Annotated in this window: 21 protein-coding genes and 1 tRNA gene; 11 read left to right on the forward strand and 11 right to left on the reverse strand. The window is 62.9% G+C overall.

Annotated elements, in window-relative coordinates:
* The first annotated feature begins 19 nt into the window (after positions 1-19).
* The 4 genes from Q0936_RS04700 (at position 20) to Q0936_RS04715 (ending at position 3,559) form a co-directional block, all read left to right on the forward strand.
* Positions 20-1,339 (forward strand): ferric reductase-like transmembrane domain-containing protein, encoded by a 1,320-nt coding sequence (locus Q0936_RS04700; RefSeq protein ID WP_299296033.1) that lies wholly within the window; start codon positions 20-22, stop codon positions 1,337-1,339.
* Positions 1,320-1,997: a response regulator transcription factor gene (locus Q0936_RS04705; RefSeq protein ID WP_299296034.1), complete on the forward strand. Its 678-nt coding sequence runs from the start codon at positions 1,320-1,322 to the stop codon at positions 1,995-1,997. Before Q0936_RS04700 ends, Q0936_RS04705 begins: the two co-directional genes overlap by 20 nt.
* Positions 1,978-3,300: a HAMP domain-containing sensor histidine kinase gene (locus Q0936_RS04710; RefSeq protein ID WP_299296035.1), complete on the forward strand. Its 1,323-nt coding sequence runs from the start codon at positions 1,978-1,980 to the stop codon at positions 3,298-3,300. Before Q0936_RS04705 ends, Q0936_RS04710 begins: the two co-directional genes overlap by 20 nt.
* 73 nt (positions 3,301-3,373) lie before the next feature.
* Positions 3,374-3,559: a hypothetical protein gene (locus Q0936_RS04715; protein ID WP_299296036.1), complete on the forward strand. Its 186-nt coding sequence runs from the start codon at positions 3,374-3,376 to the stop codon at positions 3,557-3,559.
* Positions 3,560-3,602: 43 nt separating this feature from the next.
* On the opposite strand, the gene Q0936_RS04720 is transcribed toward Q0936_RS04715, so the two are convergent.
* The 3 genes from Q0936_RS04720 to Q0936_RS04730 all read right to left on the reverse strand — a co-directional run bounded on the left by Q0936_RS04720 (position 3,603) and on the right by Q0936_RS04730 (position 7,447).
* Entirely contained in the window at positions 3,603-6,770 is a 3,168-nt protein-coding gene (locus Q0936_RS04720) for a calcium-binding protein (protein WP_299296037.1), read from the reverse strand.
* 18 nt (positions 6,771-6,788) lie between these two features.
* Entirely contained in the window at positions 6,789-7,019 is a 231-nt protein-coding gene (locus Q0936_RS04725; protein WP_299296038.1) for a hypothetical protein, read from the reverse strand.
* Positions 7,020-7,372: 353 nt separating this feature from the next.
* Positions 7,373-7,447: transfer RNA gene (locus Q0936_RS04730), tRNA-Gly, on the reverse strand.
* Between the two features lie 151 nt (positions 7,448-7,598).
* On the opposite strand from Q0936_RS04730, the gene Q0936_RS04735 reads away from it, so the two are divergent.
* A complete protein-coding gene (locus tag Q0936_RS04735) occupies positions 7,599-7,985 on the forward strand; it encodes a hypothetical protein (protein WP_299140333.1) in 387 nt (128 codons plus the stop codon).
* Positions 7,986-8,006: 21 nt separating this feature from the next.
* Positions 8,007-8,897: a YHYH protein gene (locus tag Q0936_RS04740; protein ID WP_299296040.1), complete on the forward strand. Its 891-nt coding sequence runs from the start codon at positions 8,007-8,009 to the stop codon at positions 8,895-8,897.
* Here Q0936_RS04740 and Q0936_RS04745 read toward each other — a convergent pair.
* Positions 8,894-9,271 (reverse strand): VOC family protein, encoded by a 378-nt coding sequence (locus Q0936_RS04745; protein WP_299296042.1) that lies wholly within the window; start codon positions 9,269-9,271, stop codon positions 8,894-8,896. The genes Q0936_RS04740 and Q0936_RS04745 overlap by 4 nt on opposite strands.
* A gap of 108 nt (positions 9,272-9,379) precedes the next feature.
* On the opposite strand from Q0936_RS04745, the gene Q0936_RS04750 reads away from it, so the two are divergent.
* Positions 9,380-9,730, forward strand: coding sequence for a nuclear transport factor 2 family protein (locus Q0936_RS04750; RefSeq protein WP_299140342.1), 351 nt, complete (start codon positions 9,380-9,382; stop codon positions 9,728-9,730).
* Here the strand turns inward: Q0936_RS04750 and Q0936_RS04755 are convergent.
* The 5 genes from Q0936_RS04755 to Q0936_RS04775 all read right to left on the reverse strand — a co-directional run bounded on the left by Q0936_RS04755 (position 9,727) and on the right by Q0936_RS04775 (position 17,054).
* Positions 9,727-10,926, reverse strand: coding sequence for an MFS transporter (locus Q0936_RS04755; RefSeq protein ID WP_299296044.1), 1,200 nt, complete (start codon positions 10,924-10,926; stop codon positions 9,727-9,729). The genes Q0936_RS04750 and Q0936_RS04755 overlap by 4 nt on opposite strands.
* Before the next feature lie 31 nt (positions 10,927-10,957).
* The gene (locus Q0936_RS04760) at positions 10,958-11,650 is read right to left on the reverse strand and encodes a phosphotransferase (RefSeq protein ID WP_299296046.1); all 693 of its coding nucleotides are present in this window, start codon (positions 11,648-11,650) and stop codon (positions 10,958-10,960) included.
* A 34-nt stretch (positions 11,651-11,684) separates the two neighbouring features.
* Entirely contained in the window at positions 11,685-15,125 is a 3,441-nt protein-coding gene (locus tag Q0936_RS04765; RefSeq protein ID WP_299140351.1) for a pyruvate carboxylase, read from the reverse strand.
* A gap of 145 nt (positions 15,126-15,270) precedes the next feature.
* A complete protein-coding gene (locus Q0936_RS04770; protein ID WP_299295320.1) occupies positions 15,271-15,819 on the reverse strand; it encodes a superoxide dismutase family protein in 549 nt (182 codons plus the stop codon).
* Positions 15,820-15,914: 95 nt separating this feature from the next.
* Positions 15,915-17,054 carry an alpha-hydroxy acid oxidase gene (locus tag Q0936_RS04775; protein ID WP_299295326.1) on the reverse strand — a complete coding sequence of 380 codons (1,140 nt, stop codon included), beginning with the start codon at positions 17,052-17,054 and terminating at the stop codon, positions 15,915-15,917.
* A 132-nt stretch (positions 17,055-17,186) separates the two neighbouring features.
* Here Q0936_RS04775 and Q0936_RS04780 point away from each other — a divergent pair, with 132 nt between their 5' ends.
* Both Q0936_RS04780 and Q0936_RS04785 read left to right on the forward strand, forming a co-directional pair.
* Complete coding sequence (locus Q0936_RS04780; protein ID WP_299295322.1) at positions 17,187-17,675, forward strand: hypothetical protein; 489 nt, start codon at positions 17,187-17,189, stop codon at positions 17,673-17,675.
* 87 nt (positions 17,676-17,762) lie between these two features.
* Positions 17,763-20,192, forward strand: coding sequence for an ATP-dependent helicase (locus tag Q0936_RS04785; RefSeq protein ID WP_299377927.1), 2,430 nt, complete (start codon positions 17,763-17,765; stop codon positions 20,190-20,192).
* Between the two features lie 374 nt (positions 20,193-20,566).
* Here the strand turns inward: Q0936_RS04785 and Q0936_RS04790 are convergent, their stop codons facing one another.
* Positions 20,567-20,800: a DUF1127 domain-containing protein gene (locus Q0936_RS04790; RefSeq protein ID WP_299140365.1), complete on the reverse strand. Its 234-nt coding sequence runs from the start codon at positions 20,798-20,800 to the stop codon at positions 20,567-20,569.
* 225 nt (positions 20,801-21,025) lie between these two features.
* Between Q0936_RS04790 and Q0936_RS04795 the strand changes: the two genes are divergently transcribed.
* On the forward strand, positions 21,026-22,099 hold the full coding sequence (locus Q0936_RS04795) for an Mrp/NBP35 family ATP-binding protein (RefSeq protein WP_299298882.1): 1,074 nt from the start codon (positions 21,026-21,028) through the stop codon (positions 22,097-22,099).
* Here the strand turns inward: Q0936_RS04795 and Q0936_RS04800 are convergent, their stop codons facing one another.
* Positions 22,100-22,861, reverse strand: a complete 762-nt coding sequence (locus tag Q0936_RS04800; protein WP_299298885.1) for a hypothetical protein — start codon at positions 22,859-22,861, stop codon at positions 22,100-22,102.
* 709 nt (positions 22,862-23,570) lie between these two features.
* Between Q0936_RS04800 and mraZ the strand changes: the two genes are divergently transcribed.
* A complete protein-coding gene (gene mraZ, locus Q0936_RS04805; protein WP_299294035.1) occupies positions 23,571-24,062 on the forward strand; it encodes a division/cell wall cluster transcriptional repressor MraZ in 492 nt (163 codons plus the stop codon).
* Position 24,063: the final 1 nt, after the last annotated feature.

Raw genomic sequence — 24,063 nt, forward strand, 5'->3', positions numbered from 1 at the left:
TCATCGATCGGAGCCTGAAATGAACAAGACGTCCCTCTCTATCGCTGCAGCCTTTGCTGGTCTGCATGTGGCTGTTGTTGCCCCCTTTGTCCCGTTGGCGAGTGTTGTGCCTGCGGCCCTTGGCATGTTGGCCATGACGTCGATGGCGCTGACTCTCATTCTGGCGGCGCGGTGGCGTGTGGTGGATGTGATCATGGGCGGGCCGGACAAGTCCTATGGGGCGCATCGGTGGCTGGGGTTTTTTGCGCTCTTTGGTGCGATGGGCCATTGGGCCACAGCCGAGTCCATTGGTGCGGGTCTGGCGCCGCTGTTGGCCGAGAGCGGCGAAGAGGTCGGCACGCTTGCGGCCATGGGATTGCTGGTCATGACGGGGGCGGCAATGGTGCGCGCGATCCCGTATCACTTGTGGAAGGCGAGCCATATGCTGATGGGTCCGGTGTTTGTGCTGGCGGCCTATCATACGTTTTTCGTGGCCAGCCCGTTGGCTGTGGGGGCAGTGCCGTGGACCCTGGTGGCGGTTGTGTCCGGGGTTGGGTTGCTGGCCTGGGGGCAGACCTTGTGGCGCAAGATTGTGCCGACGCGGCTGGTCACGGTGGAGCAGGTCACGCCCTTTGAGGGTGGGGTCGAGGTGCGGTTTGTGTCCGATGCGCCGCTGTCGGCCTTTCGGCCCGGCCAGTTTGCGACGCTGGCGCACAATCGCGCGCGGGCCGAGGCGCATCCGTTCACCATTTCGGGCGGGGATGCGCGGTCGCGGTCGTTTGTCATTCGCGATGCGGGGGATTGGACCGGTGCGTTTGTGCATACTGTCGCGGCGGGGGATCGGTTTCGCATCAGCCGAGCGGTGGGCCGGTTCCTGCCGCAGGTGGGTGCCGCCCGCAAGGAACAGTTGTGGGTTGCGGGCGGTGTGGGGATCACGCCGTTCATGGCCGCGATGGAGCGGATGCAGCCCGATGACGGGGCGCGTGTCACGCTGTTGTATTGCATCCGCTCGCGGGAGACCGCCGGTGGCATCGCTGCAGTCGAGGCCCATGCCCGCCGGTTGCCGCAGCTGGATCTGGTGGTGCTGTCCAACGACCGTGGCGAGGGTCTGACGCCGGCGCGCTTTGCAGAGATCGCAAGTGCATTGCCCGCTGGCACGCAGGTCTATCTGTGTGGACCCGAGGGGTTGAAGGGCATGGTGACGCGGATCTGGACCCATTTGGGCAAGACGGGCCGCATACACAGCGAACGCTTTGATTTTCGGGGGGCAATTGGATTGACCGAAATGATCTATATCGGCAAGTCTGTGCTGCAAAAGGCCCGGATCACAGGACAGACACATGCGCCTTCTCGTTCTTGAAGATGACAAAACGCTGGGTCCGTGGATTGAAAAGGGGCTGCGTGAGGCAGGGCATGTGGTGGACCTGTTTGGCGACGGCAAGGACGCGATGATTGCGGCGATGGCGCAGGACTATGACGTGCTGGTGCTGGACCGTATGGTGCCGGGGCTGGATGGTCTGGCGGTGCTCAAGGCGCTGCGGCAGGCCAAGGTCACGGCGCCAGCCATCTTCCTGTCCGCGCTGGGCGACATTGAGGACCGTGTCGAAGGTTTGCAGGCGGGAGGCGATGACTATCTGGTCAAGCCCTTTGCCTTTCGCGAGTTGGTGGCGCGGATCGAGGTGCTGACCCGTCGGCAGGGCATGCCGGAAGCGCAGACATCGCAGCTGTGCGCGGGGGACATTGTGCTGGACCTGCACAAGCGGACCTGCACCCGGCAGGACCGCGAGATCGACCTGAACCCCAAGGAATTTCTGCTGCTGGAGGTGTTCATGCGCGCCAAGGGGCGGGTGCAGACCCGCACGATGCTGCTGGAGCGGGTGTGGGACATGAATTTCGACCCCACCACCAGCGTCGTCGAGACCCACATCAGCCGTTTGCGCAGCAAGATCGAAAAGCCGTTCGGGGACACGGTCCTGCGCACGATCAGGGGATCGGGCTATGTTTTCGAACCGCGTTAAACGGCTCGGCCAACAGTCTGCGGTCCGCCTGACGCTGAGCCTGATACTGGTGTTTGCGGTTGTGACGGCGCTGGCCGGGGTGGCCACCTATGTGCTGGTCCAGAAAGAGATGAACCGGATGGTCGATGCGCGCCTGAATGCGCAGGCGGATCAAGTCGCGCAGGCACTGACACAGCAGGCGGCGCTGCCGGATCCGGGGTTTGGCCAGCACATTGCAGTTCAGACAGGGGGGGGCGTGCAGGGCGCGCTGCCGTTTGCCATGCCGACCCGTGGCGACGGTGCCTATCTGTTTGATCGGCGCGGCGCGGATTACCGGGTTCTTGTGCGCACGACCGGAGCAGGTGACAGGATCATCGTCGCCGAAAACGTCGAACGTCAGGACGAACTGCTGGATACGCTCATCGGTGGTTTGCAGGTGTCGTTGTTGGGGATGCTGGCGGCGGGGATACTGGCAGGCCTGTGGTTTGCCGCACGCGCGCAGCGCCGGGTTGATCTGATCAGTGCCGGGTTGTCGGACGTGGCACAGGGCAGGTTGGACGCGCAGATCACGCTGCCGGGACGGCGTGATGACCTGAGCCTGTTGGCCGATCGCATCAATGCCACAACCGGGCGGCTGGCGCAGTCCATGGAACAGATGCGCGTGCAGTCGTCCAACATTGCGCACGATTTGCGCACACCGCTGGCGCGGCTGCGCGCGCATGTGGAGACCAGCCTGACCGATCTTGTCGACCATGACCGCGCCGTGGACGCAGACACGCTTGTGGCGGCACTGGACCAGATTGACCACATCGTGGGCACGTTCAACGCGCTGTTGCGTCTGGCGCGGGTCGAAAGCGGTGCGGGCAAGGCCGCGTTTGAGGACGTGGATCTGGGGCGTCTGACCCATGAGGTTGCCGAGACCTTTGCGCCCGTGATCGAGGATGCGGGCCAGCGACTGAGTGTCGAGGTCACCGCCCCGGCCGTGGTGCGCGGTGACCGCGATCTGTTGGTGCAACTGTTGGCAAACCTGATCCAGAATGCGCTGCGCTATGGTGCGGCGGGGCAGGTGGTGCGCCTGATGGTGCATGGGGCCGTTGTTGCGGTGGTGGATCAGGGGCCGGGCATCCCGCTGGATGCGCGCGACAAGGTGCGGGAGCCACTGTATCAGATTGAGGACACGCGGCAGGGTACGGGCTACGGGCTTGGGCTGTCGATGGTGGCGGCCATCAGCGCCCTGCATGACGCCACGTTGAGCCTGACGGACGGGGACGGCGGGCGCGGGCTGGCTGTGACGGTCCGGTTTCCGACGCTTACAAAATTGTAAACCGCGCGTCAGGCGCCGGTGAGGTGGGGTGCCTATCTGTTTCTCATCGTAATGAGAGACAAAGGAAAACCCAATGAACCGCATCAAATCCGCCGCCCTGACCGCTGCCGGGACCATCACCGCGCTGGTATTTCTGGGCTTTTTCGCCTCGGTCGGGCTGGTGCTGATGGGTGGTTTGCTGGCCATTGGTGCGGCGGCTGCGGGTGCTGCATGGGTGGCGTCCTGGGGCGCGCCCGCGCAAGAGAATGCATCCGCATAAACCGCGACCGGCCAGGAGGCATGACGCCCTCTGGCCATCTGGTTCAGTAAAAGATCAGATCGTCCAACAGCAGGTTGAAATCCGTTACGCCGTTGATTTGCAGGGTGTTTCCGTTGCCAAAGTCGCCCACGAGGTTGTCGCCGACAACGGTGAACACATCCGCGACGGTTGCAGGACTGAGGTCGATGGTGACTGTTTCATCCAGCAGGCTCATGTTCAGCGCGATGGTGTCGAAGTTGTTGGCAAAGTCGGTGATCGTGTCGTTGCCCAGATCAAAGAAGAACGTGTCCCGCGCCAGGCCGCCATCGAGCAGGTCGTCGCCTGCGCCGCCATAAAGGCTGTCGTTGCCGGCGTTCCCAAAGACAAAGTCGTCGCCGTCGCCACCGAACAGGGTGTCGGTGCCGTTGCCGCCGTTCAGCGTGTCATTGCCTGCGTCGCCGAACAGCAGGTCGTTGTTGATGCCGCCGTTGAGCACGTCGTTGCCGTCTTCGCCGCTGAGGGTGTCCGCGCCTGCGTTGCCGTTCAGCACGTCGTTGCCCGACCCGCCATCAAGGACGTCAAAGCCGGATTGGCCGTTGAGTGTGTCGTTGCCTGCGTCGCCGCGCAGGGTGTCGAGGCCCAGACCACCCGAGAGCAGGTCGTTGCCATCGCCGCCTGCGAGCAGGTCGTCGCCGTCGCCGCCGTTCATCGTGTCGAACCCGATGCCGCCCAAGAGCGTGTCCTGACCGCTGTCACCGTTCATCAGGTCATTGCCCGCATTGCCGCGGAGCAGGTCATTGTCGGCTCCGCCGTCCAGCGTGTCGAACCCGCCGCCGCCGTTCAATTCGTCGTTGCCTGCGGCCCCGGCGAATGCGTCGCTGGCGATATTGCCGTTCATGATGTCATCACCGTCCTGGCCGGTGGCTGCGACCGAGAACGCCTCGGCGCCGACAGTGAGGGTGTAGACTTCGCCAAAGTGGTTGGCGGTGAGGCGCAGGCCGGTGATGTCCAGCGCTTCGAGCTCGGCCGTCAGGGCGGCGCGTTCTTCTTCGGTGAGGTCGTTGTATTCCCAGAACCGGTTCAGGGCGAGCCAGATGCTTTCGAACTCTTCCTGCGTTTCCGGGCGCTTGCCGTCCACCTCGATGGTCATCCAGGCGATGGTTACGGTATAGCCGTCCTCGGTTGTGCCGTCGCCGAATGGGGTCATGACGCCTGCGTCCATCGACATCAGCTCGATCGGGTCCGACGTCAGCGTGGCGTCGGTCAACAGGGCAACCGTTTCCAGCACTATGGGTCCAGCGACGCCGTCGGGGTCCTCTGCTTCGCAGGGGGCAAAGCCCCATTCGCATCCGCCAATAACCTCTAATCCTGCAATGGAGCTCGATTCCCCGCCTATGTTCGTTGCGATCTGTGTCGCTACGGTGGGCGTGCCCTCGGCGTCATGCACCACCGCATAGCCATCGCGGCTGCCGGCCATAAACAGCGTGTCGCTGTCCGCCCCGCCATCGAAGGTGCCGCCCAGGCCGGTGTGCTGGATGTGGTCGTCGCCCGCGCCGCCGTTGATCGTGGTGGTGTCTGTGCCGCTGGCTTCGAGTGTGTCGTTGCCCGCGCCGCCGTTCAGGGTGTCGTTGCCGCCGTCTCCGATCAGGGCGTCGTCGCCGCCAAGGCCGTTCAATACGTTGTCGCCCGCGTTGCCGATCAGTGTGTTGTCGCCGCTGTTGCCGGTGGCGTTCGCGGTCATGGCCCCGGTCAGCACCAGAGTTTCGACATGATCGCCAAGGGTGTAGTCGCTGTCGCTGACCACGGTGTCGCTGCCGCCATCCGCCTGTTCGACCACGATGTCGCCGCTGTCCACGCGGTAGGTGTCATCGCCATCCAGGCCGATCAGCGTGTTGGCGCCGGTGTTTGTGCTGCCCACGATGAGGTTGTCACCGGCATTGCCCGTGCCGGACACATCAGCGGTGCCATCCAGAACCAGGTTTTCGACGTTATCGGCGAGGGTGAAACTGTCGTTTTGGGCCGCGTATACGGTGTCGTTGCCTGCGTCGGCGTCTTCGGTGACCGTGTCCGCAGCACTTGCATAGTAGGCGTCGTCGCCCAGACCGCCAGCCAGCACATTGGCGCCGCCCCCGCCAAAGATGCCGTTGTTGCCCGCGTTGCCGGTGACCGTATTGTCCAGCCCGTTTCCGGCCCCGTCGATGTCGTCTGTGCCCGTCAGGGTCAGGGTTTCGAGGTTGTCGCCCAGCACATAGGTGACAGAGGCCAGGACGGCGTCGGTGCCTGCGCTCTCAAGTTCGACAATCATGTCGTCCGCATCGTCGACCGTATAGGTGTCATCCCCCATTGCGCCGGTCATGGTGTCCGCGCCCGCGCCGCCGTCGATCCGATTGCCGGCAAAGTCGCCCGTCAGCACGTCGTCACCGGCGGACCCGGTGATGTGCTCGATGTTGAAGATCTGGTCGCCTTCGGCATCGCCGCCCGATCCGAAAAAGGCCGACAGGTCCACCATGACCGCCTCGGCAGAGGTTGCATAGCTGACCGTGTCCTGGTCCGCGCCGCCGTCGATGATGTCCGCACCTGCGCCGCCGATGATCAGGTCGTCGCCGCTCTGGCCGGACAGCCCGTTGCTGGCATCGTCGCCGGTCAGGGTGTCGTCAAAGGCGCTGCCGCGCAGGTTGTCGATGTTGATCAGCACGTCGCCATCGGCGTCACCGCCCGTGTTGATACCGGTGGCCAGGTTCACGTTTACGCCGCTGGTTGCACCATCGTAGGCAGCCGTGTCGGTCCCGCCGCTGCCGCCATCCAAGGTGTCCGCGCCCGCGCCGCCCTCGAGCGTGTTGTTGCCAGCATTCCCGGTCAGCACATCGTCCTGTGCCGATCCGATCAGGTTTTCCACGCCGGACAACACGTCGCCCTCAGCTTCGCCGCCGGTGCCAAGGCCGGTCTCGAGGTTGACCTGCACGGCGGCGGTTGAGTTCGCATAAGTGGCGGCATCTTGCCCGCTGAACCCGCCAACGATGCTGTCGGCGCCCGTTCCACCCTCGAACAGGTGCTGCCGGAAGCCGCCCTGTAGCGTGTCGTCACCGGCCCCGCCAACCAGATGGCCGTCGGCAAAGTTCTGACTGATCAGGAGGTCGTTGTGGTCTGACCCGGTCACGTTCTGGATCTGGACATAGGTATCGCCCTCGGCGTGTCCGCCGCTGCCCGAGAAATTTGCAAGATCGACGGTCACAGCGCTGTCTGAGCCTGCTTAGCTCGCCGTGTTCGAGCCGGAGCCGCCAATCAGGTGATCCGCACCCGCGAGGCCAATCAGCGTGTCATCCCCGCCAAGGCCCGACAGCGTATCGTCGCCATCGGTGCCGAGCAGGAGGTTGTCGGTGTCATCCGCGACGGGCGGCATATCATTTTGAAGAGGGATGGTGCCTTGATTGGTCAGGTCGGCGTTGCTTGCGGCCTGAAGGCCGTTCGTCGAAATGCGCATGGTTCATCCTGTGCGTCGGAGCTCAAAGTCTCAAAACAGGCCAATGCTGTGGACGGAAATCAGAGCATCAAATGAACGTGAGAGCGGTTTAGGTTAAACAATATGGGAATGACGCTAGCAGGCTTTTTCAGAAAAGATACTCTCTTTGTGCGGGTTCTATCTGTGGATGTATGCCCGGTTTGAGGGGCGAGGCACCGCCCCTGTCGTGGGGTGGCAGCGGTATGTTGTGGGGGCATGTGCCGTTGCGACGGTGCAGGGCGTCGTCGTGCCGCAGGCGTTTAAACGGGTGGCCAAAACGACGAAGGGCCGCCCGGAGGCGACCCTATCGATACCACATGGGGTGGTGTGGTTGTTGGAGCGGGCGAGGCGATTCGAACGCCCGACCCTAACCTTGGCAAGGTTATGCTCTACCCCTGAGCTACGCCCGCTTCCTTGGGTGAGGCGGAGATACTTATCCCCGCCTTGCGCTGCAAGAGGAAAAACACCCCCAGTGGCAAAATATTTCTCCGCGCGCCCCGGTTTATCGAAAAGATGGCCGGAAGGCGCGACGGAAATCCAATCGAAGGGCGTTAGATCAAGATGAAGCACCACTCACACCTGCCGAGACGCTGTGTTGTCTGTGCCTTGGGGCTGGTTTTGGCCCTACCGGTGCTGGCGCATGATGGGGCGCATGGTCCCGACGTGATGGCCGACGTTGTGTCGGCTGTTGCGTCGGGGGATGCGGTGACGGTTTCTGTCACGCTGACGGGCTTGGGCGGGCCTTTGCGCCTGATCGCTGTCAGTGCAGAGGGTGCGGCGACGCCGCCCATGCCGCCCGCCGATGTGAGATTTGCGGAGGATGTGCCGGTCGATGTCACGCTGCGGTTTGCGCGCGGTGTGCCGGATATTTTCACGCTGGTGTTCGACTTTGGCATGGCCGGGCGTGGGGCAGTCAGCGTTGTGCCGCAACAGGCGGTGCCTGACTGACACGAACAGGAGGATCACCCCATGACCATCACATTTGCACAGATCAAACCGCTGATCCTGACAATCGCCATCGTGCTGGGATGCGCCGCGCAGAGCGATGCGCAGCCGCGGTTGCGCGTCCACACCGCAACCGAAGCCGCACCTCTGAGCCTCGCGCCTGCGACGCGGGCCATGGATGCGCAGACCGTGCGGATCGAGGTGTCGGGCGCGTGGCGGGTGATCCGGTCCAACGGTGTGCCGACACACCCGGTTGGGGTCTTTCCCAATTCGGGCAACCCCAACCGGTTGTCGGGCCAGAGCCATGTGTTCCACGTCCCGCTCACCCCTCAGGTGGTCGCGGCCACACCCTTGGCGCGGGGGGCTGCGTTTGGCGTGGCGGTCAACGGTGTGCCGTTCGATCCCAATGCCGCCGAGTTTTGGCAGGGCCAGCCGCGTTCGGGCTGGGACTACGCCGCGCTGGGCGGTGCGGTGTCACTGGGGTTGGATGCGAATTTTGGCCATGTGCAGGCGACAGGGGCCTATCACTACCACGGGCTGCCGATTGGTTTGATGCAGGAACTGGGGTGGACCCGCATGGGGCCATCGCCCCTGCTGGGCTATGCGGCAGACGGGTTTCCGATCTATGCGCTGACGGCCGAGGTGGACGGTGTGGTGCAGCCCATGACGTCATCCTACCAGTTGAGGCGCGGAGAGCGGCCCGGTGGGGATGCGCCCGGCGGCAACTTTGATGGCGCGTTCCATCAGGACTATGCCTATGTCGCGGGGGCGGGCACGTTGGACGCCTGCAACGGCACTTTTGTCACCAACGACGCCTATCCGGACGGCACCTATGCCTATGTGCTGACCCAAGGCTACCCGGTTGTGCCGCGTTGTTTGATGGGCGTGGCGGGGCGCGGATTTGCCAAGCGCTAGGCCTTTTGGATCAGATCCCAGCGGCTGCCGAAGGGATCGCGGAAGACAGCCACCGTGCCGTAGGGTTCGTGGCGGGGGGCTTCCTCGAAGGTGATGCCTTGTGCGGTCAGGTGGGCGTGGTCGCGGTCGAAGTCATCGGTTTCCAGAAACAGCCACACCCGGCCTGCGCCCTGTTGCCCGATTGCGGCGGTTTGTGTCGGGCCGTCAGCGCGGGCCAGAATGACACTGGTGTTGGCGCCCGGTGCCTTGACCTCGACCCAGCGTTTGCGCCCTTGATCGATGTCCGCTACCAGGTCAAAGCCCAATGTGCCGCAGAAAAATGCGATGCCCGCGTCGTAATCGGGGATGATGTATGTGAAAGCGGTTATGTTCATTTGCGCACCAATGCCCTGCTTAGCTATGCGTTGATATATATTTTCACACATATATGTTGCTGGTTGTAGCCACCGCATATCGCGGCGTGCAAATCAGGAGTATAGACAATGTCGATCCGGGAAAATGTACAAGCGGTGATTGATGGCACGTTGCGAGGCGAGATCCTCGAGACGTTCGAGGCCTATTATGCCGATGATGTGGTGATGAGCGAGAACGGTGTCGAGGACCGGGTGGGCAAGGATGCCAACCGTGTGTTCGAAGAGCAGTTTGTCGCCAACGTGACCTTTCATGCGGCCCGTGTGGGCCGGGTGGTTGTGGACGGCGATCAGGCCGCGGTCGAGTGGGAGTTCGAGATGACGCCCAAGGGCGGTGCGCGCATCACCCAGCGACAGGTGGCGTTCCAGACGTGGAAAGACGGCAAGGTTGTGCGCGAAGTCTTTTACTACAACAAGGGCTAGGCGCGGGACCGGCGCACCGCCGGTGCCAGAACGACGATCAGCACGGCCAGCAGGGCAAGCACACCAAACCCGGTGCGCAGGTCGCTGGCATGGGCCACAAAGCCGATGATCGGCGGCCCCAAGAGCAGCCCGCCATAGCCCAGCGTCGCCACGCTTGCGATGGCGGTGCCGGGGGGTAGGTTGGGGTCGCTGGCCGCGCGCGAGAATGCCAGCGGCACAATCACCGCATAGCCCACGCCCATCAGGCAGAACCCGGTCAGGGTCATGGCAAAGCTGCCCGAGAGAACTGCGCAGAGCGTGCCAGCGGTTGCCACGAGGCCCGCGACACGTGCCGTCGCAACAGGCCCCATCAGGCGCGTCGCCTGATCGCCCAGCAGGCGTGTGATCACCATTGCGACGGAAAAGGTGGTGTAGCCCAAGGCGGCCTTGGCCGGGGTTTGGGTTGTGGTTTCGATGATGAGCAGGGCGCTCCAGTCGACCATCGCGCCTTCGCCCATCGAGGTGCAAAAGGCGATGAGGCCCACGGCAACCAACGGCCCTTTGGGCAGGGAAAAGAGTGGCGCATCCGTGGTGGTTGCATGGCGCGGCGACTGCCAGCGGATGCGGGCGATCCAGAGGGTCAGCAGGGCCGTAACCGTGCCAACAGCGGCGAAATGCGGGCCGGTGCCGATGCCCCAGTGTTCCGCGGCAAACCCTGTTGCGGCACCCAAACCGGCGCCCAGGCTGAACATGGCGTGAAAGGACGACATGACTGCGCGGCCGATATGGTGCTCGGCCTCGCCCGCCCAGGCGTTCATGGTGACATCCATCGCCCCGTGTGTGACCCCAAAGCAAAAAAGCGCGACGGCCAGCAGGGCCACCGAAGGTGCAAAGCCGATGGCGACCAGCATCACCGTATAGGCCACTGCAATGGTCAGCGTCACGGGTGCCGCCCCGCGCCGGTCCGCCAACCGTCCGGCCAGTGGAAAGGCAGTGATGGCGCCAGCGGCCAGCAGCAGGAGGAGCCAGCCGAGGTCGGCCTTGTCCAGCGCGTGGGTCTGCGCCACGGCAGGGATGCGCGAGGCCCAGATGCCATAGAGCGCGCCGTTGAGCGCAAACATCGCTGAGACGGCGCACCATGCGGTGCGGTTCATGTGGGTGTTTGTGGGGTTTGGCGTCATGGCGCGCAGGTTTGACCGGATAAGTGGCGCGGGCAAGCGCAATCAAACCGCTTTGAGCGCTGATGTTTCAGTCTGTAAACTGTTGTGCGAGCCTGCGGGCGCGTTCGGGTTCGATGTGCCAGCAGCAGGCGATTTCCCAGGCCAGAACGGCGCGCGGGGTTGGAGTTTGGGACCATGTGGCGAGATCAAAGGTTGCGGCGTCGCTGCGGGCTTCGTCCCAGTCGATCAGGTGCGGGGTGCTGTTGGCGTCGGTGAGGATGTTCGAGGGGTTGAGGTCGCCGTGGATGACTGTGCGTTCGGCGGGCAGGGTGGCCCACGCCGCGCGCAAGGCGGTCACGAGGGGCGGTGGCATGTCCGTCAGATCAACGTCGCCGCCCGCGTCGATGGTGCAAAGGTCGCGGGCGCTGGCAAAGCCGGGGCGTTGGGGGTGGCTGCGCAAGCGGATGTGCAGATCGCGCATCGCCGAGGCCACACGGTTGGGCGGGGTCGGGACGCCGTCTACAAAGGGCTCGCATGTCCAGCCGTCGACAACGAGCGACCCGGAACGCGACGCGATTGGCGCAGGGACGGCGAGGCCAAACCGGGCCGCCGCCCTGCATATCGGCACAAGCCAGGCAATCGCCGCTTCGGTCCGGCGGGTGGATTTGAGCACATGATCGCCCAAGCGCAACACGGTGTTGCGGTGCCCGCCATGTAGGTGTTGCACGGGGCCAGAGAGGCCCCATGCGTCCAGTGGAGGAGGCGCGACACAATTCGACATGGCCCCAGTCTAGGGCGGTGCCGCTGCCGTGTCGCTATTCCAGTTCGACCAGCAGGTCCTTGGCGTCGATCTGACCGCCGGGGGCGACGTGCACGGCCTTGACCACGGCATCACGTTCGGCGTGGATGCCGGTTTCCATCTTCATCGCTTCGATGGTCAGCAACAGATCGCCTTCGGTGACTTCCTGACCGACCTGCACACCCACCGATGCCACAACGCCGGGCATGGGCGCCCCGATGTGGCCCGCATTGCCCAGTTCGGCTTTGGGCCGCTGCACGGTTGTGGATTTGACCATACGGTTGGGAACGCGGATCACGCGAGGCTGGCCGTTGAGTTCAAAGAATACCTTGGCTTCGCCGTCCTCGTTGGTTTCGCCCACGGCTTGCAACCGGATTTCCAGCGTCTTGCCGGGGTCGATTTCGGCGGTGATCTCTTCGCCGGGCTGCATGCCGTAGAAAAATGTCTTGGTCGGCAGGGTCCGGACGGGTCCGTAGGTGCGGTGGCGGCCCATGTAGTCGAGGAACACCTTGGGGTACATCAGGTAACCCGACAGGTCTTCGTCATCGACTTCGCGCCCTTCGAGTTGCGCGGACAGGTCGGCGCGTGTCGCGTCGAGGTCGACAGCGGGCACATCTGCGCCGGGGCGCTGGGTGTTGGGTGCCTCGCCCTTGAGCGCCTTGGTCTGCACCCCGATGGGGAAGCCGCCGGGAGGCTGGCCCAGGTTGCCGCGCATCATGTCCACGACGGAATCGGGGAAGGCCACGTCCTTGTCGGGGTCTTCGACTTCGGCGCGGGTGAGGCCCTGTGAGACCATCATCAGCGCCATGTCGCCCACCACCTTGGAGGATGGTGTCACCTTGACGATATCGCCGAACATCTGGTTCACGTCGCGGTAAGTGCGCGCGACCTCGTGCCAGCGTTCTTCCAGCCCCATGGACCGCGCCTGTGCCTTGAGGTTGGTGAACTGACCGCCGGGCATTTCGTGCAGGTAGACTTCGGAGCTGGGCGCTTGCATGCCCGACTCAAACGCGGCGTAGTGGTCGCGGACAGCTTCCCAATAGTCAGAGATGTCGCGGATGGCGTCGATGTCGAGGCCGGTGTCGCGGTCGGTGTGTTGCAGCGATTCCACCACGGTGCCCAGTGTGGCCTGGGACGTGTTGCCCGACAGTGCGTCCATGGCGCAATCGACCGCATCCACGCCAGCCTCAGCGGCGGCGAGGATGGTGGCGCAGGCGATGCCGGCCGTGTCGTGGGTGTGGAAGTGAATCGGCAAGCCGACCTCTTGTTTCAGCGCCTTGACGAGCACGCGGGCCGAGGCGGGTTTCAAGAGGCCGGCCATGTCCTTGAGGCCCAGCACATGGGCGCCAGCCGCTTTGAGCTGGTTGCCCATGTCGACATAGTATTTCAGGTCATACTTGGCGCGGTCGGGGTTCAGGATGTCCCCGGTGTAGCAGATCGTACCTTCGCAGATCTTGTTCTGCTCTTGCACTGCGTCCATGGCGACGCGCATGTTTTCGACCCAATTGAGGCTGTCGAACACGCGGAAGACGTCGATGCCGGTGGTCGCGGCCACGCGCACAAATTCCTGCACCACGTTGTCGGGATAGTTGGTATAGCCCACGCCGTTGGCACCGCGCAGCAGCATCTGCGTCATCAGGTTCGGCATACGCTCGCGCAGGTCGCGCAGGCGCTGCCACGGGCATTCCTGCAAGAACCGGTAGGCCACGTCGAATGTCGCACCGCCCCAACATTCCATTGAGAACAGCTGCGGCAGGTTGGCGGCATAGGCCGGGGCGACCTTGATCATGTCGTGGCTGCGCATCCGGGTCGCGAGCAGCGATTGGTGCCCGTCGCGCATGGTTGTGTCGGTGATCAGGAGCTGTTGCTGGGCCTTCATCCAATCGGCCACGGCCTGCGGGCCTTTTTGCTCCAGCAGGTTGCGGGTGCCCATCTGGGCGTCACCGAGGGCGGCAGGTGGTTTTGGCGGTTTGAGGTCGGCGCGCGGTTTGGGCCGGTCCTTGACCTCCGGGTGGCCGTTGACGGTGATGTCGGCGATGTAGGTCAGCACCTTGGTGCCACGGTCGCGGCGACGCTTGAAGCTGAAGAGGTCGGGCGTGTCGTCGATGAACTTGGTTGTGTATTCGTTCGACAGGAAGGTCGGGTGTTTCAGCAGGTTTTCGACAAAGGCGATGTTGGTGCTGACACCCCGGATGCGGAATTCGCGCAGGGCGCGGTCCATGCGGGCAATGGCCATTTCGGGTGTGGGGGCCTTGGCCGTGACCTTGGTCAGCAGGCTGTCGTAGTAGCGCGTGATCACGCCGCCCGCATAGGCGGTGCCACCGTCCAGACGAATGCCCATACCGGTCGCCTCGCGGTAGGCGGTGATGCGGCCATAGTCCGGGATAAAGTTGTTTTGCGGGTCCTCGGTGGTGATCCGGGTTTGCAGCGCGTGGCCGGTCAGCACGACGTCATCCTGGCTGGGTTTGCCGGTGGCGTCCTGAATGGTCTTGCCTTCGGCGATCAGGATCTGGGCCTGCACGATGTCGATACCTGTCACTTCTTCAGTGACAGTGTGTTCGACCTGCACGCGCGGGTTCACTTCGATGAAGTAGAATTTGCCGTCGTCCATATCCATCAGGAATTCGACGGTGCCTGCGCATTCGTAGTTCACGTGTTTGCAGATTTTGTAGCCAAGGTCGCAGATTTCGGTCCGCTGTTCGGGCGTCAGATAGGGCGCGGGCGCGCGTTCCACGACCTTTTGGTTGCGGCGCTGCACCGAACAGTCGCGTTCAAAAAGGTGGTACATGCCGCCATGTTTGTCGCCGAGGATCTGCACCTCGACGTGGCGGGCGCGGGTGATCATCTTTTCGAGATAGCCTTCGCCATTGCCAAAGGCCGCTTCGGCCTCGCGGCGCCCCTCCAGCACTTTTTCCTCGACCTCATCCGCGCTGAGGATCGGGCGCATGCCGCGACCGCCGCCGCCCCAGGACGCCTTGAGCATCAGCGGGTAGCCGACCTCTTTGGCCTCTTTGCGGATGGCGTCCATGTCGTCGCCCAGCACTTCGGTTGCGGGGATGACGGGCACACCGGCCTCGATGGCCACGCGGCGCGCGCTGGCCTTGTCACCCAAGGCGCGCATGGTCTCGGCCTTGGGACCGATGAAGGTGATGCCGTTTTTCTCGCAGGCATCGACAAATTCGGGGTTTTCAGACAGCAGGCCGTAGCCGGGGTGGATCGCGTCAGCGCCGCTTTCGCGGGCGACGCGGATCATTTCGTCGATGCTCAGATAGGCCGCGACAGGTCCCAGACCCTCGCCGATGCGGTAGGCTTCGTCGGCTTTGAACCGGTGCAGGCCCAGCTTGTCCTCTTCGGCAAAGACGGCGACCGTCTTTTTGCCCATCTCGTTTGCGGCGCGCATGATGCGGATTGCGATCTCTCCGCGGTTGGCGATGAGAATCTTTTTGAATTCGGGCATGAATGCTTCCCCCGGAGCAGTATTGTGCAGTTGCAGCATCCTTTATGACGTTTACGTAACGCAAACAACACGTAGTTCTGGGTAGGCGGCGGGGACGCGCGGTGCCCACGGGGGGCGGGCACCGGTTTTGTGGGGTGTTCTGGCGTCAGCCTGCGGTCACGATACCGCAGAGAATGCGCGCGCCTGCTCCGCCGATGGGTTGGCTGATCTGGTCGTCGGGACCAGCGTGAACGACAATCGCCGTACCGTCCGCATCCAGAAGCGGCAGGTCCCCGCCGGACAGGCGGGCCCCGGTTTTGAACACCTGCATTTCGCCGATGCCGTCCGTGCCGACATAGATGTTGCCCAGATCACCCTTGCCCGGACCGGCCGGGTTCAGGAGGCCGTGCGCACCCTCGGGTTCGCCGTGGTGACCGTGGGATGACTTGAAGCCGGTGTCGGCGCTGCAGTGCGCCTTGGCATGAAAGTGGACACCTTTGGCGCCGGGCGGCAGATCGCCCACACGAATGTGAACCAGCACGCCGTGCGGGGTTTCTTGCAGATCGGCGGTGCCGACCACGTCGCCTGTCAGGTTAACGAGGTCTGCGGTGGCGGCGGTGGTGGCGTGGCCATCGGCCAGCGCTGTTTTCCAGCCAATCGCGAGGCTGCCGACCAGTACGGTCGAGGCCATCAGTGTCCGAATGAAAGTCGTCATTGCAGTGCTCCGTTGCTGTGTGTTTCGATTGCACTGACAACGGGCGATGGTGTGCTTTTATGCGGTTTCGGGTGGTGGCCAAGTTGTCGCAGCCCCTAGGGGTGCTGAAACGGCTTGGGCAAATCATTGAGAGTGCGGGCGCCCAGTTGGCCCATGTTGGACTTGAGGTCTTCGGACAGGATGTGCACCAGATGGTCGATGCCGTCCGGTCCCAACGCCGCAAGCGCGTAGTGCCAGGCGCGGCCCAACATGACGAAATCCGCGCCTGATGCGAGCGCGCGCAGGATGTCGAGGCCGCCCTCGATGCCGCTGTCGAAGATGATGGGCAGGCGGGTGGCGCGCCGGACGGCGGGCAGGACCTCGATCGTGGCGGGGGCGGCGTCGAACTGGCGACCCGCGTGGTTGGACACCCAGATCGCGTCGACGCCCAGCGTTTCGAGCCGCTCGGCATCGGTGCCGCGCATCACGCCCTTGACCACAAACGGCCCGTCCCATGCGTCGCGCAGCCACGAGACATAGTCCCATTCGGGCGACGTGCGCAGCAGGTAGCCCACGTGCGCTGTGACGGGCAGGTTGGGGGATGCGGCGGTGGTGTAGGCGTCGAGCATGCGCATATGCGGCATGCCTTTGCGCGCCATCGCCATGGCCCAGGCGGGGCGCATCGCGACCTGCGCCAAAAGGCGCGGCGTCAGGCGTGGGGGATTGGTCAGCCCGGAGCGGGTCTGGCGTTCGCGGCGCGAGGCCACGGGCACATCCACCGTCAGCACCAATGTCTTGAAACCCGCCGCCCGCGCACGGTCGAGCATATCGCGGCGGATGCCTTCGTCGCGGGGGGGGTACATCTGGAACCAGGCGTCGTCGCCCAGCACGGGGGCCACGTCTTCGGGGGATGCGGCGGCGACAGTGGACAGGGTATAGGGCAGGTTCAGCCGGGCCGCACCGCGCGCAAGATGCCGTTCGGCGTCGGGCCACATCAGCCCCGACATGCCCACCGGCGCGATGCCAAATGGCAGCGGACGGGATTGGCCCAGCAGTGTGGTCGACAGGTCAGGATCAAATTCGCCGTGCAGGATCGACGGCATCATGCCGATGCGGTCCAGTGCCGCGCGGTTGCGCCGGCGTGTGGCCTCTTCGCCCGTGCCGCTGTCGAGATATTCCCACACAAATTTCGGGATACGGGTCTGTGCGCGGGCGCGCAGATCGGTCAGGGCGGGAAAGCGGCTGTTGAGGTCCATGCGCCATCTGTAGGGATTGACGGATTTATGTCCACCCAAAGCCAAAAACATGCGGACTGTTAAAGCAAATTTTAACGGCAATTTTGCAAAAGTGGAATCATCATCAAAAACACCCAAAGAGGACACACCCAAATGCAAGCACTCATCATCGACCGCCAAGCTGCCCGCCTTGATCATTGCCAGATTGCTTTGATGAATGCGGGGGTTCAGGTGACAGGCACGGGCAGTTTGCTGGTGGCGGAAACCTGCATCACGCGTATGGGCGTTGACCTGTTGGTCATTGAAAAGACAACCATTGGCGATGCGTTGGGCGACACACTTGGCATGGCCGAGGATCGCAATCCCAATCTGGTCGCGATCCTGCGCACGCCAGATGTGGCGGATGATCAGGACAGCCTGTCGCCGCATTTCCCATCTCTGCACTGTGTGGTGGGGCAGGACGTGTCGAATGAGGTGGCGATCAAACTGGGACTGGCATCGCTGCGGGCGCAGGCGACGCGGTCGGTAATGCCCGCGCGAGCGGTGCGATTGGCGCCCAAAACGGTCAAGGCGATGCCGGTGCCTGCCGCATATGCTGCGGGTGCGGCTGTGGCGGACAACATCTTTTCCGAAGTGATGTAAGACCGGGCGCGGGGATACGCGCCAAAACACGCGGAACAGATCAGGAACGGGTTTCGCTTTGTCATGGCGCGCGCTATCATGTGCGCCATGAGCAGTTTTGACGATCTTGACGCCTTTGAGGGCGCATCGCTGTCGGCCCGCGCGATGGCGGCGCGGCCGCAGCCCTATCTGGATGGGTTGAACCCCGCGCAACGTGCAGCGGTGGAGCAGATGGACGGCCCTGTGCTGATGTTGGCGGGGGCCGGGACGGGCAAGACCCGTGCGTTGACGGCGCGCATCGTACATCTGCTGAACACCGGGCGTGCGCGCCCGAATGAGATCCTGGCCGTGACCTTTACCAACAAGGCCGCGCGCGAGATGAAGAATCGCGTGGGCCAGATGCTGGGGCAGCCGATTGAAGGCATGCCGTGGATGGGCACCTTTCACGCGATTTGCGTAAAGCTGTTGCGGCAGCACGCGGAATTGGTTGGGCTGAAGTCGAACTTTACCATTCTGGATACGGACGATCAGATTCGCCTGCTGAAACAACTGATCCAGGCTGCGGGCATCGACGACAAGCGCTGGCCCGCCCGGCAGTTGGCAAGCATCATCGACGGCTGGAAGAACCGTGCGCTGACGCCTGAAACGGTGCCTGCGGCAGATGGCGGGGCGTACAATCACAAGGGTGTGGAGCTGTATGCGCAGTATCAGGCGCGTCTGAAAGAGCTGAACGCCTGCGATTTCGGCGACTTGTTGTTGCATATGGTCACGATCTTTCAGACCCATGACGACGTGTTGCAACAGTACCAGCGCTGGTTCGCGTATATTCTTGTGGACGAGTATCAGGATACGAACGTGGCGCAGTACCTGTGGCTGCGGTTGCTGGCGCAGGGGCACAAGAACATTTGTTGCGTGGGCGACGACGACCAGTCGATCTATGGCTGGCGCGGGGCCGAAGTGGGCAACATCCTGCGGTTTGAAAAGGATTTTCCGGGCGCGCATGTGGTGCGGCTGGAGCAGAATTACCGGTCGACGCCGCATATTCTGGCGGCCGCGTCGGGTGTGATCGACGGCAATGAGAATCGACTGGGAAAGACACTGTGGACGGACAAGGACGAGGGCGAAAAGGTTCGCCTGATCGGTCATTGGGATGGTGAGGAAGAGGCGCGCTGGATCGGAGAAGAGATCGAGGCGGCGCAGAAGGGCACGCGCGGGATGCGGCCCCTGTCCCTGGAGGACATGGCCATTCTGGTGCGGGCCAGCCACCAGATGCGTGCGTTTGAAGACCGGTTTCTGACCATTGGGTTGCCCTACCGTGTCATCGGCGGCCCCCGGTTCTATGAGCGGATGGAGATCCGCGATGCGATGGCCTATTTCCGTGTGGTGGTCAGCCCGGATGATGATCTGGCCTTTGAGCGGATCGTGAACACGCCCAAGCGTGGTCTGGGCGACAAGGCGCAACAGACGATCCAGATCACGGCACGGGCCAACGGTGTGTCGCTTCTTGAAGGGGCGCGGATTGCGGTGGAGCAGGGGTTGATCAAGGGCAAGGGCGGCAACGAGCTGCGCAGCCTGGTCGACTGGGTTGCGCGGTGGCACAGCAAGCTGCGCGGGCCGCGGATCGAAGTGGTCGAAGATGACGCTGTGCTGGACGACGGGGTTGCGCCGTTGCGTGTTGAGTACGGCCCGCCGCCAGTCAGCCATGTGGAGCTGGCCGAGATCATTCTGGACGAAAGCGGCTATACCGCGCATTGGCAGAACGACAAGACACCCGAGGCGCCGGGACGGCTGGAGAACCTCAAGGAACTGGTGAAGGCGCTGGAAGGGTTTGAAAACCTTCAGGGATTTCTGGAGCATGTCTCGCTGGTGATGGACAATGCCAGTGAGGATGCGGAGGCCAAAGTGTCGATCATGACGCTGCATGCGGCCAAGGGGCTGGAATTTCCTTGCGTGTTCCTGCCCGGCTGGGAAGACGGGCTGTTTCCGTCGCAGCGGTCCATGGATGAGAGCGGGATCAAGGGGCTCGAGGAAGAGCGGCGGCTGGCCTACGTGGGGATTACGCGGGCAGAAGAGGTCTGTACCGTGTCTTTTGCCGCGAACCGGCGGGTGTTCGGGCAGTGGCAGTCGTCGATGCCATCGCGGTTTATCGACGAGTTGCCGGAGGCGCATGTGGAGGTTTTGACGCCTCCGGGGCTGTATGGCGGCGGATTTGGTGCGGCGGCCCCGTCGATGGGGATGGAATCGCGCCTGCATGAAGCGGCGGCGGAGGCCAATGTCTACAACTCCCCCGGTTGGAGGCGGTTGCAGGCGCGGTCAAGCACGCGGCCGATCAGTCAGCCGAAAGAAAGCAAGAACACTGTGATCGACCTGAATGCAGTGTCGAGTTTCACCATGGGCGAGCGGGTGTTTCACCAGAAGTTTGGCTATGGGGCCGTGATTGGCATCGAGGGCGACAAGCTGGAAGTGGCCTTTGAGAAGGCGGGGACCAAGAAGGTTGTGTCCCGCTTTGTCTCCGGGTGTGACGATATTCCTTTTTGAAAACTGATTGTGTCGTCGGGCGGGACTGTTCGCCTGACGGCAAATGCGCCCGCCCACCGACCCATTTTGGGCGCTGACTACCCGAGTGGTCGATGCGTGGTGTGGGTGTTTGTGCCGGGCTGATGGTCTGCGCGCAGCCTGCGCTGTTGCGCTGTCCCGAAACGCAAAAAACGGCGACGCCAGGGAGGAGGAGGGCGCCGCCGTTCTTGCAACATCGCGCCGGTCAGGGAGGAGGAGGACCGGGTGGCAATGTATGTCGGTGCATCTGGTCAGATGCGGAAGAAAAAGTGCGACGACGCCAGGGAGGAGGAGGGCGCCGCCGCCAATTTACAGATGTCCCAGGGAGGAGGAGAGGAACACCTGATCCTTGTGTCTCAGTTGGACGCTGTGCCGTAGGCCGATTCCCAGGCCACGCGCTTGAGTTCCGAACGGTGCATGCCCAGATCCGCCAGTTCGCGGTTGGTCAATGTGTTCAGTTCGTCCAGTGTTGTGCGGTACACGCGGCGTGTTGCATGACGCTCGGCCGCGGCTTCGAAGAAACGCGCAACGGCACCCAGGGTGCGTTCAACCAGATCGCTGCGCTGTGCTATGTCATTGTAGTAGGCCATTTTTCTCGCCTCTTGCTCAATTTCGTTGAGACAAACATAAGCGAATGCTGCGCCTGCACAATAGACACGGATACAATGCTGCTATGCAGCATTTGCATAGACCTTGGGTTGAAAAGGCGGGCAGGTTGCACAAGGTTTTGGCGTTGTGCCGTTGGGTGTGGTCTGGGCCTTGCCTCTTTGGGGATTTCTGCCAGTTAATGCGGCAGCTCAGCGGAGAAAACAGACATGGCGCGAACCAAGGACGATATTCTGGAAACACTGGCGCGCGTGGCGATGCCGGATGGTGGGGATCTTGTGAGCCGCGATTTGATTCGCGCCGTACAGGTGTCGGGCGATGCGGTTCAGTTTGTGATCGAAGCGCCAAGTCCTGAACTGGCCGCGCGGATGGAGCCGGTGCGTGCCGCAGCGGAAGCCGCCGTGCGGGGCATGGACGGTATCAATGAGGTGCGCGTTGCGCTGACGGCCCATGGACCAGCGGCAAAGCCGCCCGCGCCGCCCAGCCTCAAGATTGGTGGTCATCCCAAACCGCAGGACGGGCCGACCAAGCCCAGCGGTGTGCAGCGCATTTTGGCCATTGGTTCGGGCAAGGGCGGTGTGGGCAAATCCACCGTGTCGTCCAATCTGGCCGTGGCGCTGGCCAAGCAGGGGCGCAAGGTGGGCCTGCTGGATGCAGATATATACGGTCCGTCCCAGCCGCGCATGATGGGTGTCAACAAGCGCCCCGCCAGCCCGGATGGCAAGACGATCATTCCGTTGCACGCGCATGGGGTCACGTTGATGTCGATCGGGTTCATGCTGGAGGAAGGCAAGGCTGTGGTCTGGCGTGGTCCCATGCTCATGGGCGCGTTGCAGCAGATGCTGGGGCAGGTGGAGTGGGGCGAGCTGGATGTCTTGCTGGTCGATCTGCCACCCGGCACGGGCGATGTGCAACTGACCCTGTGTACCAAGTCGGAGCTGACTGGGGCGATTGTTGTTTCGACCCCGCAGGATGTGGCCTTGATCGACGCGCGCAAGGCATTGGATATGTTTACAACGCTGAAGACACCGGTGCTGGGCCTGATTGAGAACATGTCGATGTTTGTCTGCCCGGACTGCGGTGCGCAGCACGAGATTTTCGGGCAAGGCGGCGTTGCAGCGCAGGCGGATGCGATGGGTGTTCCGTTGCTGGGTGCCTTGCCGATTGACCTGGAGACCCGGCTGGCCGGGGATGGTGGCACGCCCGTCGCGGTAGGCGACGGGCCGATGGCGCAGGCCTATGCGCGCATTGCCGAAGGGTTGATCAAGGGCGGTATGGCCTGATCAGACGTCGCGCCCTTCGACGGCGATGCCATATAGGGTAGTCAGGACGCTTGCGCTGACCAGGGCATAGAGCACGGAGATCACAACCGAGACCACGCCGCCCAGGATGCTGGCCGAAGGGAGCAAGCCCAGAACCTGATTGATCAGGAAATCGGCCAGCGCCATGATTATGGTCAGCATGGCAATGGTGCCCGACAGCTCTTTGGTGGCGTCCCAGCTTGCGCGGACTTTCATGTCATGGTGGATCGTGCAGGCGGGCAGGATCAGGCTGAGCCGCAGGAACACCCAGATGAGGATGGCGATGGCCGGGATGGACGCGATGGCGGACACCAGCACGCTGTTTGTTGCGGCGGCGATGATCCCGACGGGGATGAACACCGGGATTGCCAGTAGCATCATCAACAGGCCCAACAGAATGCTGCGCCCCAGATAGCCAAGTACAATTCCGGCGCTTGGGGTAAAGCCGCCGCTCCGCTGATCTTGCGGGAGCAGCACATACCGGTGCCATGCGGCCACCATGGTCAGATACCCAATCGCCATCAGCAAAAAGGCGGCCACCACCAGTCCGACATTCGGGATCACGGCGTCGGTATCGAAGGACTGAGTGATCAAGGTGCCAAAGGATGCGGGTGCGGAAGCAATCAGCGCCACGACGGACAGGGCCACAAGGGCGACGCCAACCGACGTCGCGCGGAGGGTGGCACCGAAGTCCCGAAAGACCATTGAAATGGCATGGCTAAAAATACGGATGGCGTCGGACATAGGGTTCCCTTTCTGAATGTGCGTCAGGTGGCGTGCCTTGGCGCGGGATGCAAGGGGGGTGGGCAGAAATGGGAGGCGGCATGGGAAATCATGGGCGATTACCGGGATTTCCGCTTCGATTCGAATCATTTTCGCCGGAGTTTTGGAAATCACTTGAGAACAAAGCAAAAACACCGTAGATGTTCGGCCTCGGTTGCCAAGTTTTTTGGGAATTTATGGGCGGTTCAGGATGTCATTTTCAGGCTACTAGATATTGTGTGTGTTGGTGATTGAGCAACAGTATCCGCCGGAAAATCACTGAGATAGCCTTTCAATCCGCCTATTTTCTTGCATTGATCTGCTGGTCATTGCCCTGGCGCGCCGTAAAAAACCATTGCGTACCATGTTTTCCCACGTCATACCTTATGACATCAGATGAGAACGAGCACGGGGCAGCAAACGACCCCAAGCAAACAACAAAACTCTAGCAGGTTTCATACAGGCACCTCGCTTTCATCAGACCAGAGATCCGGCGCGCGAGCGAGCAGACATCCCCCCAGGTGGCGCGCGCAGCTGGACATCCCGCAAGGCGGGACGAGGGCGGCGGGTTGATCAGTGGCAGCAGATCAACCCGCCGTTTCCATTTTCAGGGGGCGGTGAATTCAGGCGCGGGGGCGCAGACAGAGACAAGGCGCAGGCAGGCGCAAAAACAGAGGGACGGGCCAAGACAGTGGCACGCAGGTTCAGAGGCGAAAGCGACCACAAGGTGGACGCAAAGGGGCGGGTGTCTATCCCGGCCTCGTTTCGTCGTGTGATCGAAGCCTGTGATCCGGATTGGACGGACGGCCTGCCGCCACGCATCATCATCGTCTACGGCGGTGCCACGCGCGACTACCTCGAAGGGTTCACCATCGAGGCCATGGACGAGGTGGACGAGAAAATCTCGAAACACCCGCGTGGTTCGGCCAAGCGGAAGGCGATGGAGCGGCTCTATAGCGCGCAGTCCATCGAGACGGTTGTGGATGATACGGGCCGTATCGTGTTGCCCGCCAAACTGCGTGAAAAGATCGGCCTTGATGGCATGGCGCGTTTCGTCTCGTCCGGCGATACGTTCGAGATTTGGCAGCCCGAGACCTATGACGCCAGCATTGCCGCCCTCGACGATGACGGGTTTGACCCGGACGTTGACCCATCAGTCTACCTAGACGGGGATATGGACTGAT

The sequence above is a fragment of the uncultured Tateyamaria sp. genome, assembly GCF_947488715.1.
Taxonomy (GTDB): Bacteria; Pseudomonadota; Alphaproteobacteria; order Rhodobacterales; family Rhodobacteraceae; genus Tateyamaria.